This window comes from Acidisoma sp. C75, from assembly GCF_054665095.1.
In genome coordinates, this window is sequence record NZ_BAAFHD010000008.1 from 1 (window position 1) to 13,446 (window position 13,446).

The window sequence follows — 13,446 nt, forward strand, 5'->3', positions numbered from 1 at the left end:
GATGTAAGCCGCGCTCTCCCGCCGCAGCTCCTGCCCAAGCCACACCCCCCTCTGCGCCGCACTCAACTGCCGCGCATATACGCCAGTTTCGACAGGTGCGCGCACATCTTGAGGCACCAAAACGGCATCGCTCATCGATTGTCCGAAGAGGCGAGAGAGAGTGCGAGCATGCCGGTTTCTAGACCGGGCGGAATTTCGGTGATGGGCTGAGTTTCCTCGTCATCTAACGAGACTTCCAAGTGGCTGACGGATGCCGGACGATAGAGGCGCGACAATGTCAGACCCAGTTTCCGCTCGTCCGGGCTGACGCCGACCGATTTGGGTGAGACCGCATCGGTGAGCTCGAAGGAAACCCGCACGGCGCCGCCAGGCGGCGGGCGCAGATCGGCCGGAACGGCAAGAATTCGCTCATCCTCCGATTCGGGATGATCGGGATGAAAATGCCAGGTCGCGACCGGCGTGCCGTCTATCCTGACGAAAACCGGGCTGGTGTCTTCCAGGCTTTTCGTTGCCGGCATGAAGCGGCTGCACTCCATGCCGATCACGCCATCCCAGGCGTTGATGACGGCGGCCGGAAGCCAGAGCGCGATCTCCCCGCCTGCCGACCAGACGCTGCCATATTCGGGCATGTACCAGCCTTGGTCGAGCAGCACCTGACCGAGAGCCGCCTGGCCGAAGGGGATCTGATCGAGGCTGCCGCCGGTGAACTCCTGGAACAAGGCCGCCAGCCGGTCGGCAATCTCAAGCCTCGGAAGATCGCGCTCGTGATCCTGGCGCGCGATCGATGCGTCGTAAGGCGAGGGCAGGAACCTCTCCAGCACCTCAGCCAGATGGTACCGATCGAGCGAAGCGTCGCTGTCCGCTTCGCCATGGGCGACGCGTTCGTAGATTTTCTCCCACTCCCCGGCGAGCGCGCGAAGATCGGTCTTGCCCCTCAGAAGCATCGAAACGAGGCGGGCGTCGTCGGCGGAATAGGCGGCGATGTCGGCCATCAGTTCGGAGAGGGTGACGGATCGGCGCAGGATGCGTCTGGAGAGCGAAGTCTCCGGCCAATGGATGATCTGCGCCGGATCGAGCTTCCCGCCATAGCCATATTCGTCGATGACGATGACGAAGGCGCCGGTGGCGGCGGCTTCGATCGCGCTCCGCGAATGCGCGAAGACGATATCGGCGTCGAGGTAGCGGCTCGGCAGATCTGCCACGACACGACCGACACCGGCGCCGACGATTTCAAGATCGATCCCGCTTTCGCGGCAGGCTTCTTCGACCAGCGGCACATGGTCGATCCGCTTCTTGACGACGAGCAGAGCCTTGAGCGGCCGTTCGACCCAGATCCTGCGCTGGGCGTAAAGATCGAGCGAGACCCCGTTCGGAATAACCGTGATCCGCTTTGGGTCGGCGCCTTCGAAGATCAGACGTTCGCGGCAGGCAGCATCAACCGCGACATATTCGCGGATCCGGCTATGTTTGAATGATTCGTCGAACATGCTGCTCGAATCATGACAGACGAAGATCGCCGGGGCGTGGCGGATGGCGGTGAGTGCGATCGTGAGCGAGATATTGTGATGGCCGTGAATGATATCGGGCGTGAAGCCAATGTTGCGGATCTTGTCCGTCACGGGGATTCCGCTGGCGCGGGCCTCGTGCGCCAGGCCTCCAATCGTCGGGCTGTAGATCGCAACGAAGTGGCCACGCTCGCGCATGGCGCGGGCAAGTTCGAGTGTCGCGACCTCGGTGCCGGTGCGTTCTGAAAAGATAACGTTCGTGAAAAGAATCTGCACTGGTCCGCCCCGAGAAGTTCACCGCTGCAAGGGACGCGCCGCAAGCGGGCGTCTTGGCGCTAGGCTGGCAAGCATGAGGCCGAAGAAGGCCCCGATGATTTGGCCAAGCCGCAAACCGATGCCCGTGACACGCGATGCTTGACTTCCAAATTGCCCGACTTCAGGGTTGCCGCGCCAATGATGCCCAGTCATCCAAACGATTACGCACCCAAGCATTCCCACACTCTTGAACCGAAAAACTCACTGTAAGACCACAAATATTTTGCTCTAGGTGGAACGGGCTATATTCACCACGCGCAAGAATTAAGCCATTTTGCATAGTAACCGCCGACCACTAACGAAATGTGTAAGGCCGCGGTTCGCCGCCGCCTGCTCCGCGAGAGGTTCGCCTTTCTCATGATAAATCCGAGGTAAATGGGCGGCGGCTGTGCGTGCGGGCTGACAGATTGGCCTTGTGCTGGGCAAGACCTCTGGTTAGCATTCGGACAGGAACGTACAGGTTCGGACGGATGGCCGCGAAATACCAGCGGGTGGCGGAGCTTCTGACCCGGGATATCCAGGCTGGCGCCTTTCGCCGTGGTGAGCGCCTGCCGGGTGAGGTTGATCTCGCCCGCAGCTTCGACGTCAGCCGCAGCACCATCCGGCAAGCCCTCTCCAGCCTCCAGGACGCCGGGCTGATCGAGACCTGGGGCGGTGCCGGCTCCTTCGTCTGCTATGACGGCGCCCGGCTCGACGACGCCATCGGCTGGTCGCGCGCGCTCGCCCGCCACGGCGTTCCCGCTGACATCCGCGTGCTGCGCTTCGAAAGGCTCACGGATGCTGCGCTGGCGGCAAGCCTCACCCTTGGCTGCGACGAATTTCTGGCGATCGACCGGGTGCGCCGCACCGCAGACGGCAAGCCGATCTCGCTCGAACGCAGCCGCTTGCCCTGGTGCGCCGCCTATGAGGCGGTGCTATTGCAAGGGCTTCTGGAAGGCTCTCTGCGGCGGACCCTCGAAAGCCTCGAGATCAGGCCGGTCGGCGGCAGCGAGGCGGTGGACCTCGCCCGCCTTTCGGCAGAGGAGGCGGCGGCCCTGGCGCAAGAGCCGGGAGCGCCGTTCCTCGGCACCCTCCGCATTGTGCATGACCGAGCGGGGGCGATCGTGGAACATGTGCGCAGTCTGTTGCACCCGGACCATTTCAGCTTGCGGCTGAGCTTCGGGGCGCCGGCACGATGAGCGGCGCCGCAGAGCCGGGGCGCGGCGACCGGGCGCACGGAGCTTTGCTCGGCCTCGCCCTGGGTGATGCGCTCGGCATGCCGACGCAATATACCGCCCGGGAGGTGATCCGCGCCCGCTGGGGAATTCTCGATTGGTTCGAGCCGGGGCCGCCGGAGAACCCGATCAGCGGCGGCATGCCGGCCGCACGGGTGACAGACGATACCGACCAGGCCGTGATCCTCGGCGAGATGCTGGTGGCGGGTGAGGGCAGGGTGGAGCCGGAAGCCTTCGCTGCCGCTCTTCTTGCCTGGGAAGCGCGGATGGTCGCGGCTGGGTCGCAGGATTTGCTCGGCCCCTCCACGCGCCATGCGCTCAGCCTCGTCGCGCAGGGCAAGCCGACGACCGAGACGGGGCGGACGGGCGCCACCAATGGCGCCGCGATGCGGGTGGCCCCCGTCGGCATCGCCTTTCCGCCCGAGCCGCTTGCGGGTCTGGTCTCGGCGGTGTTCCAATCCGCCCATGTCACCCACAATACGACCATCGCCCTGGCGGGTGCTGCCGCCGTGGCGGCGGCGGTGAGTGCCGGGGTGGAGGGGGCCGATGTGGCGGCAGCGCTCTCTCTGGCGCTGCGCGCGGCGGAGGCCGGGGCTCAGCGCGGCTTCTATTTCGCCGGCGGCGCCGTCGCTGATCGGGGTCGCTGGGCGATGGATCTCGTGCGCGGCAAGGGTGAGGATGAAGCGCTCGATCTCGTCTATCGCCTTGTGGGCACTGGGGTCGCCACCAACGAGGCGGTGCCTGCGGCGCTCGCCCTCTGCGCCCTCGCGCCGGACGATCCCTGGCGGGTCTGCCGCCTCGCGGCGAGCATCGGCGGCGATTGCGACACTGTGGCCGCCATCGCGGGGGCGATCATGGGCGCCTGTCATGGCGCGGCGGCCTTCCCTCCGACGGCGGTGGCCACGCTCGCCGCGGCCAATCCGGAGCTTGATCTGGAGAGGCTCGCCAGCCGGCTGCTCGCCTTGCGCGGCAAGAGCAGGCTCTGATGCGGCGCGCGCCGCGGCTTTTCACCGTCGGCAGCGTGGTTGCGGATATCTGCCTGTCTGTGCCGCATCTTCCCGCCCGCGGCGGGGATGTGCTGGCCTCCGCCGCCCACATCACGGCGGGCGGCGGCTTCAACATTCTCGCCGCCGCCGCGCGCCAGGGCATGGCCGCGGTCTTTGCCGGCCGGCATGGCAGCGGGCCTTATGGCACGGCGATCCGCACGGCCCTGGCGGCCGAGGGGATCGCGGCCTTGCTACCTGAGACAGCGGAGGGTGACAGCGGCTTTTGCCTGGTCCTGGTCGAGCCGGATGGCGAGCGCAGCTTCATTTCGAGCCCCGGTGTCGAATCGCGCCTCGGCGATCGGCGGCTGGAGGATGTGCCGGTCGGGCCTGGGGATACGGTTTTCGCCTCGGGCTACGATCTCGCCTATCCGACGCTCGGTCCCGCGATCGCCCGCTGGCTCGAAGGTCTGCCGCGCAGCATCCGCTTCGTCGCCGATCCGGGGCCGCTCGCGGCGGAGATCGACGCCCTGATCCTCGCCCGCATTCTCGCCCGCGCCGATGTCTGGACAATGAACCGCCGGGAGGCCGCGATCCTGACCGGGAGCGGCGAAGCCTCCACCGCCTTTGCCGCCCTGCGCCCTGCCATGCAGCCGGACGCGCTACTCATCCTGCGGGATGGCGCCGCCGGGGCCTGGATCGGCACCGGCGAGGGCGCCGCTGCCCGCCATATCCCGGCGCCTGAGGTGCCGATGGTCGATTCCACCGGGGCGGGCGATACCCATGCCGGCACCCTCATCGCAGCACTCGCCGAAGGCATGGACGCGGCGGGCGCCACCCTGCGGGCGAATAGTGCGGCCGCCCTCTCCGTTACCCGGCGCGGCCCGGCGACCGCACCATCGCGCCGCGCGCTCGATGCCTATCTCGCTGACACCTGTCCCGAACCTGGAAGAGAGGATGCCTGAGCATGGCCATTGCCCGCCGTTCCCTGCTCGCAGCTGGCGCCGCCCTGGCGCTGCCGGCCGCGGCCCGCGCCGCTCCCGCAAGCTTCCAGGGGCAGACGCTCACCGTCGCCTCCTGGCAGAATTACGGTGCCGATGATCCGGCAACCATCAAGATGTTCGAGGGGATGACGGGCGCGACCGTGCGCCAGGTCTATTTCACCTCGGAGGACGATCTGCTGACCATGCTGCGCCAGGGCGGCCTCGGCAAGATCGATGTCTGCCTGCCCAATCTCGAATATGTCCTGCCGGGCGCGATGCAATCGCTGTTCTTGCCGATCGACACCGCGAAGGTTGCCTCCTGGCCGCATCTGGAGGCGCGCTTCACCAAGGATCCGTCGATCCGCTACGACGGTCATACCTTCGCGGTGCCCTGGGTGCAGGGCGCCACCTCGCTCGCCATCAATCCGGCGGCGGTCGCCGCACCGCCGACCAGTTGGGCGGTGCTCTGGGATCCGGCGAACAAGGGCAAGGTCGGCTTTTTCGATGACCCGACAACCGCGGTGATGACCGCCGCGCTCTATCTCGGCGAAAATCCACAGAACCCCGATCTCGCCAAGATCCGCAAGGCGTTGCTCGACCTGAAGAAGAATGTGAAGCTCTTCTGGTCCTCGGGTGACGATTGGACGAAAGCCTATATCACCGGCGAGATCACCATGGGCAATCTCTGGTCCGGCCTTGCCGGCACCATGAAGGCGAACGGCCATGCGGTGGAGTTCATCCTGCCGAAGGACGGCACCGTGGTCTGGGGCGATACTTGGGCGATCGTCCGCAAGACACCCCATCTCGACCTCGCCTATGCCTGGATCAACTTCCTGACGAGCCCGGCCTATTTCACCCAGTGGATCAGCCATCCCGGCCCCAACCAGGAGCTTGCCGTGCCGGTGAACATGGCCGCCGCCCAGGCCCTGCCGAAGGCCGCGGCCGACAAGCTGATGGCCGGGCCGATCTTGGGCTATAAGGGAAAGATCGCGCTGCAGACGGGGGTTTCGCCCAAGGCGCTCAAGAAATGGACGCAGCTTTGGGAAGACGTGAAGGCGGCCTGAGGTGCGGCCGGCGCTTCAGTTTGCACGCGGCTATGCGGCGCCGCTGCTGGTGCTGCCGGCAGCCCTGGCGCTCGCGCTGATGGTGGTGATCCCGCTCGCCGTACTCGTCTGGTTCAGCCTGGCGCCGGATGGGGCGGGGGCGCCGCTCGGCCTCGACAGCTATGCGCGGATGGTGGAAAGCCCGCTCTATGCGCGCCTCGCGCTCAAGACGCTTTGGACAGCAGGGCTCGCGGCCCTCATCACCGCGGCGATCGCCTGGGCGCCCGCCTGGGCGCTTTCCCGCCTCTCGGCGGGGCGGCGCAACCTCGTCCTCCTCGCCATCATCATCCCCTATCTCACCTCCTATCTTCTGCTCATCTACAGCATCTTCATCGTGCTCAGCGCGTCGAGCCCGATCATGATGCTGGCGCGCGGCCTCGGCCTTGCGGGGCCTGGCGGATCGATCCTCTATACCCAGGCCGCCACCATCGTGATGCTGGTGTACGAGAACCTGCCGCTGATGATCTTCGTGCTGTTCTCAGCCATGCTGCGGGTGGACGGATCCTTGTTGGCGGCCGCCGGCTCGCTTGGCGCCGGCCGCTTCCGCCGCATGGCGCTCATCATCTTTCCGCTGTCGGCGCCCGGGCTCGTCACCGGGCTCATCATGGTCTTCGTGCCGATGGGCGGCGCCTTCGTCGAATCCGAAATTCTCGGCGGGCCGCACGGCCTGCTGCTCGGCAACGTCATCGCCGATCAGATGACGCGGGCGGACGACCCTTCCTTCGGCGCGGCCCTATCCCTGCTCCTGCTGCTCGGGATGCTGATCGTCACCGGCCTGCTGGCGGCGCTGCGGCCGGCAGCCGCCTGGATCGGGAGGCATGCCGGTGGCTGAGCGGCGGCTGCGCGATGCGGAAGCGCTTTCTCCCCTCATGCTCGGCATGCTGTGGCTGGTGCTCGGCATCCTGTTCCTGCCGCTCGCCATCATCATCCTGCTTTCCTTCAATGCCTCGCCCTATGGCACCTTTCCCTTCTCCTTCACGCTGCACTGGTATCGGGCGCTGTTCGCCGGCTCCGGCCTTCTGGCTCCGGCCTGGCTCTCGGTCGAGCTTTCGCTCGCCGTCTCCTGCTCCGCCGCGCTTTTCGGCACCATGGCGGCCGTCTGGCTCGATCGGCGGGCGGCGCGGTTTGGCGCGGCCATGCTGCGCCTCGCGCTGCTCGCGGCCATCACGGTTCCCTGGCTCATCCTCGGCCTCGCGATGCTGCTGGTCGCCAATGCCATCGGTCTCGGCCGCAGCCTCTTCTCGATCTATCTCGGCCTCACCGCGACGACTTTGCCCTATGTGGTCTTCATCGTCGCGGCACGGCTGCACGCGCTCGACCGGGATCTTGACCATGCGGCGCGCTCCCTCGGCGCGAGCCCGCTCGGCAGCTTCCTCCGCGTGAGCCTGCCGCTCTCCCTTCCCTCCATCCTGAGCGGGGCGCTGATGGCCTTCATGGTCTCCTTCAACAGCTTCTTGATCCAGTATTTCCTTGCCCCCTTCGGCGTGCAGACCCTGCCGCTCAAAATCTACACGCTCATCCGCGTCGGCTACCTGCCGGATCTCAATGCGCTGGCAACGCTCATCGTTCTCGCCACCTGCGGGTTGATCGCCATCCTGCATCGGCTCGGCCTGCGCAACGCCGGTCTGCCGGGCGGCGCGGCGCCATGAGCCCGCGCCTCGAAGGCCTTATCGTCGAAGATCTGAGCAAGTCCTTCGGCGCGACGCGCGTGCTGCATGGCGTCAGCCTCGCGGTGCCGAAGGGCCAGTTCCACACCCTGCTCGGCCCCTCCGGCTCGGGCAAGACGACGCTGCTGAGGCTCGTCGCGGGTTTCGCGGCGGCGGATGGCGGGCGCGTCACGCTCGCGGCGCGAGAGATCACGCAGATGCCGCCCGAACAGCGCAATATCGGCGTGGTCTTTCAGAACTACGCGCTCTTCCCGCATATGACGGTGTTCGACAACGTCGCCTTCGGCCTGAGGATGCGCAAGCTGCCGCGCGCCGAGCGGGCCGAGCGGGTGGCCGAGATCCTCCGCCTGGTGCGCATGACGGGGTTTGAGCATCGCAAGCCGGCGGCGCTTTCCGGTGGCCAGCAACAGCGCGTGGCGCTGGCCCGCGCCCTCGTCATCCGTCCCGCGCTCTTGCTGCTCGACGAGCCGCTCTCCGCGCTCGATCGCAAGGTGCGGCAGGAGGTGCGGGAGGAACTCAAACGCATCCAGGCGGAAACGCGGGTGACGACGGTGATGGTGACCCATGACCAGGAAGAGGCGCTCTACCTCGCCGATCGGGTGGTGGTCCTGGATGGCGGGACGATCCGCCAGTCCGGCGCGCCGGCGGCGATCTATCGGCGGCCGGTGGATGATTTCGTGGCGGGCTTCCTCGGCGCCGTGAACCTGCTGCCGGTCACGGTCGCCGCTGGGCGGCTCTGCCTCGCCGGGCGCGAGATCGCGCCGCCGCCCGGGCTCGCCTGCGTAACCGACGGCGCCTTCCATCTTGCTCTGCGGCCGGAGGAGATCACAGCCGCACGGGGGGAGGGGCCGCGCCCGGCCGATGCCGAGGCTGGGCGGCTGCTCGCGGCCGAGTATGGCGGCCCGGTGGTGACGCTGCGGGCGGAATGCGCGGGGCAGACCGTCTCGATCCTGGCGCTATCCCCTGATATCCTTGCCGCCGGCCTCACCGAGCCTGGCATGCCGCTCTGGCTGAGCTTTCGCGGCGGCCAGTTGCTGCCGCGGGAGGCGCGTGCATGACGGTGAGCATCGGCCGGCAGTGGAACACCTGGGATGCGCGCGATCCGCTCAGCCTGGTTCATCTGCCGACCGGCCTCACGCTCCGCTTCTCTCTGTTCAGCAGCGCGGATGGTCGCTACCGGGTGGCGGGCGAAAGCACCGGCCTCAGGCTGCTCGACCATGCGTCCGACGGGAGCTTGATCCGCGCCGAGATCGCTTACGCCGGCAGCCGGCTGGAATTCACCTGTATCAAGCCCGATCCGCATCGTCTGGCCCTCACGCTGCGCTTCCTGGCGCTCGGGGAATGGGGCTTGCGCGTGTGGACGGCGCTGGAAACGGGCTTTCAGCCGATCGAGGGCGGGCCGCCGCCTTGGCGGCCCGATGAGCCCTGGTGCCGGGTTCTGCACGCCGAGCCGATGCCGCCTGAAGCGGCGCCTCGCCTGGTCACCCGCCACCGCTCGCTCTTCTGCTCGATCCGCGCGGGCGTGCCGGCGGTTTATGGCGGGGCCTATCAGCGGATCGAAAGCTTCGCCGAGGATCTTGCGGCACGCGGCTATTACGCGCCGCCCCGGGTAGAGCCTGGGGCGCGCTGGGGCGTGCTGCGCTTCAATGCCCAGATGCATCCCGAGATCCGCATCGCCGCCGCCCTCGGCACGGATGAGGCGGCGGCTGAGGTGGCGAGCACCGCGCTGCTTGCGGCCTGGCCCGCGCCATCTGCCGAGGCCGCGCCGCCGGCGCGCGCCGCGGTGCGCGACATCATCGCCTGGAACACGGTCTGGGACCCGGCCCACCATCGCCCGACGACGGTGCTCACGCGCAACTGGCTGGGCGGCAAATTCGCCGGCTGGGGCGTATGGCTGAACGATATGCTGTTCCATGCCCTGCTCGCGGCGCTTGCCGGTGATCTGACAACCGCGCGCGCCAATCTGGAAGCAGCGCTTGGCTATCAGACCCCGGCCGGTAATCTCGCTTGCCTGCGCACGGCCAATGAGGAATGGATCGACCGCTCGCAATCCCCACTGGCCGCCTATGTGCTCTGGCGCCTCTATCAGCTGAGTGGCGATCGTGGACTGCTCGCCGAGCACTTCCCGACAGTCTTGCGCGCCCATCGCTGGTGGTGGTCGGCGCGCGACGGCGACGGCGACGGCCTGGTGGAATATGGCAGCAGCCCCACCGGCACCGGTGCCTTCGTGCATACCAAGCAGGCGGCGCTGGACGAATCCTTCATGGACAACGCGCCGATCTTCGACAGCGCCCAGTTCGACGCTTCGGCGCACACGCTGAGCATGGCGGAGCCTGGACTCAACGCGCTGCTGGCGCTCGATGCCGAATGCCTCTCCTGGATCGCGGATGTTCTCGATGACAGGCCGACGGCGAAGGCGCTGCGCCGCTCGGCCCGCGTGCTCAATGCCCGCATTCGCGACCGGCTTTGGGATGAAAGCCGCGGCGTCTTCGCCGCCCGTCACTGGTCGGGCGCGTTCGCGGCCTCACTCTCCGTCACCAGCTTCTATCCCCTGCTCTGCGGCGCGGCGTCCCGAGCGCAGAAGGCCGCGCTGATCGGCGGTTACCTCCTCAACCCGGAGAAGTTCTGGGGCGAGCGGGTGCTGCCGTCTTCCGCGCGGGACGATCCGGCGAGCGCCGACAATGTCTATTGGCGCGGGCGCATCTGGCCACCCCATCTCTTCCTGACCTGGGAGGGTCTGCGCCGCGCGGGCGAAGCTGATCTCGCGGCGGAGGTCGCGGCGCGGGCCTATGCGATGTTCGCGCCCGGCTGGGAGGAGGCGCGCATCTGCCGGGAGAATTTCCACCGCACCGATCCGGCGGGGGATGAGAGCGTGGATGCGGACCGCTTCTATAGCTGGGGCGCCCTCATTCCGGCGATGCGCATGGTGGAGGAGGGGGCAGCGGCCGGGGCTTTTCCGCCGCTTCCCGATGGACTTGAAGAGGAGTAGCCGATGCCGCCGCATGATGAATGGCTGATGGTCGTCGATATGCAGCGGGCCTTCGCCGATCCACCCAGCCGCTGGGCCTCGGCGGGCTTTTACGAGGTGCTGCCGCGGGTGGAAAAGCTCATCGCCGCCTATGCTGGCCGCGTGGTGCTGACGCGCTATATCGCACCGCTGCCGCCAATGGGCGCCTGGCAAGCCTATTTCGCCGACTGGCCGGAATTCCTGTTGCCGGAGGGTGACCCCGCCTGGGATCTCAAGCTCGCGGTGACGGATGGGATGGTCGTCCACACGCGGGCGACCTTCAATAAATGGGACGCGGCGCTCGCTGCGCGCCTCGGCCCGGATGTGAGCCTGGCGCTCTGCGGGGTCGCGACCGATTGCTGCGTTCTGGCGACGGCGCTTGCCGCGATCGACGATGGCCGCCCGGTGCGGCTCATCACGGATGCCTGCGCCGGCGGCTCGCCAGAGGCGCATGACCACGCCCTCACGCTGCTCGGCTACGCCGCGCCGCTGCTTCGCTGTGTGACCACGGCCGAGATCCTGGCGGAGGGGGCTTAAGCCTCCCGCCGGCCCAAGTTCGGCAATGAGGCAGGGGCCGAACCGCACCCTCAGCCGTGGGGAAGCGCCTTCGCGCTACCGACCGTCAAGCCCGTAGAAACGCCGCGCATTCCCCTCGAAGATCTTGGCGAGATCCTCGGCGCCATAAACTTCGCCGAGCAGGCTGCGGGCGAGGTCCACAACCTCGGCATGACTCGCGACCAGGGTGCAGACCGGCCAATCGGTGCCGAAAACCAGCCGGTCCGGCCCGAAAGCCTCAGCCGCATGGCGCAGGAAGGGGCGGATGCGGGCGGCGGACCAATCCTTGCCGGCCTCCGTCACCATGCCGGAGATTTTGCACATGAGGCGCGGATACTGGGCGAGCGCCACCATATCCACAGCCCAGCCGCCCAACTCGGGCTGCGTCATATCGGGCTTGGAGAGGTGATCGACGATCCCCCGCAGATCGGGCGCTTCTGCCAGCGCAACACGGAAATGAGCCAGATGCCGCGGGAAGGTGAGAATGTCGAGCGGCACCCCCTGCCGCGCGACCTCGGCCAGATTGCGGCGGAACCGCGCATCGAGGATCGCCTCGGGCGGATGATCCTGCAACATCGGCCGCAGCCCGAGCCATTTCGGCTGGGCGCGGTAATAGGCGAGGCGGGCGGGGAAGTTCTCGGCCGTCATGTCGAGCCACCCGACGACGCCCGCGACGAAATCCGTTCGGCCTGCGAGATCGAGCAGGAAATCGGTCTCCGCCTCGCTCTCGGCCGCTTGCACGATGATGGTCTGGCCGATCCCGGCGGGGCCGAGCAGCGGGCGGAGATCATCCGGCATGAAATCGCGGTAGATCGGCCCGAAATCCGGTGTCAGCCAGCCGTAATCGCCGCGCGCAGGTTGCCAGAAATGCTGATGCGCATCGAGCATGGCGCTCAGCCCGCCTGCGCGGCGGCGAGCGCGCGGTCCATATCCGACCAGATGGCATCAGGCAGTTCGATATCGAACCAGGCGATGTTCTGCAGAAGCTGCGAGCGGCTGCGCGCGCCCACCAGCACAGCGGTGATCGCCGGATGGCGCAGGGGGAAATGGATGGCGGCAGCGCCGAGCGGCACGCCATGATCCTCTGCTACCCCGCGCAGGGCGGCGACGGCAGTCAGGATCTCGGGCGGGGCATCGGCATAGTTGAACTTCTGGTCTGCCTTGGCGGCGGAAGCCAGGATGCCGGAGTTGAAGACGCCGGCGGCGATGATCGCCACCTTGCGCGCAAGGGCGAGTTCCAGGAAGCCGGCCTCGGCCGCGCGATCGAGCAGGCTGTAGCGCCCGGCGAGCAGGCAGCAATCGAGATCGCTCTCCTCAAGCGCGTCGCGGATGACTTCCCATTCATTGACGCCGAGGCCGAAGCCCGCGATATCCCCGGCCGATTTGAGTTCGGTAAGGGCACGAAAGCCGCCGCCTTTCGTCAGCTGCCGCCAATGATGCTCGTGCAACGCACCATGCGTCACGCGGCCGATATCATGCACATAGAGGATATCGAGCTTGGCGAGGCCGAGGCGCTGCTGGCTATCGTCATAGCTGCGCATCACGCCATCATAACTGTAGTCGAACACTTCGCGGAAGGGCAGCGCGTCGTGCCAGCCGGAGTCGAACGGGTTTTTTGGCCCCTCCGGCGGCAGGGTGCGTCCAGCACGTTGCGTCGTCATCAAGCGGCCGACCTTGGTCGACAGCACGAATGAATCGCGCTTCTCGCGCAAGGCTTGGCCGGTGAGATGTTCCGCCCGGCCCATGCCATAGAATGGTGCGGTATCGAAATAACGAAGGCCTTGCTCCCAGGCGCATTCCAGCAGATCGAGCGCCTGTGGGGTGGGCAGCGGCGCGTAGAGCCCGCCCAAGGGCGCGGTGCCGAGGCCGAGCGCGGTGACGGAAAGGCCCGTCTCGCCGAGCGGGCGCAGCGTGGTCGCATCCAGCGCCGGCGCTGCAGCACCCGGTTTCCGCTCAAAGCTCCGATAGTCCGTCATGGCGCGCCTCCCACTCCCATCTTCTCTTCGTCAGCCGGTTCGGTCTGGTCTCCCGGCCGGAGAGGATCGGCCGGAAGCGCCTGACCTGTCCAGCCCGGGGCTCCGCGCGGCCGCCTATCCTGGCATGGGGGTGCAATC

General features: G+C 67.4%; 12 protein-coding genes. 9 read left to right on the forward strand and 3 right to left on the reverse strand.

Translation table 11 applies throughout. The annotated features are described in order from the left end of the window. Positions 1 to 131 precede the first annotated feature (131 nt). Positions 132 to 1,781 (reverse strand): glycosyltransferase, encoded by a 1,650-nt coding sequence (locus tag ACYQ7X_RS11580; RefSeq protein WP_459697187.1) that lies wholly within the window; start codon positions 1,779 to 1,781, stop codon positions 132 to 134. Between the two features lie 509 nt (positions 1,782 to 2,290). Here ACYQ7X_RS11580 and ACYQ7X_RS11585 point away from each other — a divergent pair. Genes ACYQ7X_RS11585 through ACYQ7X_RS11625 form a run of 9 tightly spaced genes read left to right on the forward strand, consistent with a single transcriptional unit; the run spans position 2,291 to position 11,314 of the window. Further along, positions 2,291 to 2,998: a GntR family transcriptional regulator gene (locus ACYQ7X_RS11585; RefSeq protein WP_459697188.1), complete on the forward strand. Its 708-nt coding sequence runs from the start codon at positions 2,291 to 2,293 to the stop codon at positions 2,996 to 2,998. Beyond that, the gene (locus tag ACYQ7X_RS11590) at positions 2,995 to 4,020 is read left to right on the forward strand and encodes an ADP-ribosylglycohydrolase family protein (RefSeq protein ID WP_459697189.1); all 1,026 of its coding nucleotides are present in this window, start codon (positions 2,995 to 2,997) and stop codon (positions 4,018 to 4,020) included. Before ACYQ7X_RS11585 ends, ACYQ7X_RS11590 begins: the two co-directional genes overlap by 4 nt. Continuing rightward, positions 4,020 to 4,982, forward strand: coding sequence for a PfkB family carbohydrate kinase (locus ACYQ7X_RS11595; protein ID WP_459697190.1), 963 nt, complete (start codon positions 4,020 to 4,022; stop codon positions 4,980 to 4,982). The genes ACYQ7X_RS11590 and ACYQ7X_RS11595 overlap by 1 nt, the downstream gene beginning before the upstream one ends. Before the next feature lie 2 nt (positions 4,983 to 4,984). After that, on the forward strand, positions 4,985 to 6,064 hold the full coding sequence (locus ACYQ7X_RS11600; protein WP_459697191.1) for an ABC transporter substrate-binding protein: 1,080 nt from the start codon (positions 4,985 to 4,987) through the stop codon (positions 6,062 to 6,064). 1 nt (position 6,065) lies between these two features. Beyond that, positions 6,066 to 6,935: an ABC transporter permease gene (locus ACYQ7X_RS11605; RefSeq protein WP_459697192.1), complete on the forward strand. Its 870-nt coding sequence runs from the start codon at positions 6,066 to 6,068 to the stop codon at positions 6,933 to 6,935. Further along, on the forward strand, positions 6,922 to 7,752 hold the full coding sequence (locus ACYQ7X_RS11610; RefSeq protein ID WP_459697193.1) for an ABC transporter permease: 831 nt from the start codon (positions 6,922 to 6,924) through the stop codon (positions 7,750 to 7,752). Before ACYQ7X_RS11605 ends, ACYQ7X_RS11610 begins: the two co-directional genes overlap by 14 nt. Further along, positions 7,749 to 8,828: an ABC transporter ATP-binding protein gene (locus ACYQ7X_RS11615; protein ID WP_459697194.1), complete on the forward strand. Its 1,080-nt coding sequence runs from the start codon at positions 7,749 to 7,751 to the stop codon at positions 8,826 to 8,828. The genes ACYQ7X_RS11610 and ACYQ7X_RS11615 overlap by 4 nt, the downstream gene beginning before the upstream one ends. Next, positions 8,825 to 10,759 (forward strand): MGH1-like glycoside hydrolase domain-containing protein, encoded by a 1,935-nt coding sequence (locus ACYQ7X_RS11620; protein WP_459697195.1) that lies wholly within the window; start codon positions 8,825 to 8,827, stop codon positions 10,757 to 10,759. Before ACYQ7X_RS11615 ends, ACYQ7X_RS11620 begins: the two co-directional genes overlap by 4 nt. Before the next feature lie 3 nt (positions 10,760 to 10,762). Further along, on the forward strand, positions 10,763 to 11,314 hold the full coding sequence (locus ACYQ7X_RS11625; protein ID WP_459697196.1) for a cysteine hydrolase family protein: 552 nt from the start codon (positions 10,763 to 10,765) through the stop codon (positions 11,312 to 11,314). Positions 11,315 to 11,389: 75 nt separating this feature from the next. Here the strand turns inward: ACYQ7X_RS11625 and ACYQ7X_RS11630 are convergent, their stop codons facing one another. Together ACYQ7X_RS11630 and ACYQ7X_RS11635 are read right to left on the reverse strand one after the other, a co-directional pair. Continuing rightward, positions 11,390 to 12,220, reverse strand: coding sequence for an amidohydrolase family protein (locus tag ACYQ7X_RS11630; RefSeq protein ID WP_459697197.1), 831 nt, complete (start codon positions 12,218 to 12,220; stop codon positions 11,390 to 11,392). 5 nt (positions 12,221 to 12,225) lie between these two features. Continuing rightward, positions 12,226 to 13,308 (reverse strand): aldo/keto reductase, encoded by a 1,083-nt coding sequence (locus ACYQ7X_RS11635; protein WP_459697198.1) that lies wholly within the window; start codon positions 13,306 to 13,308, stop codon positions 12,226 to 12,228. Between the last annotated feature and the right edge of the window lie 138 nt (positions 13,309 to 13,446).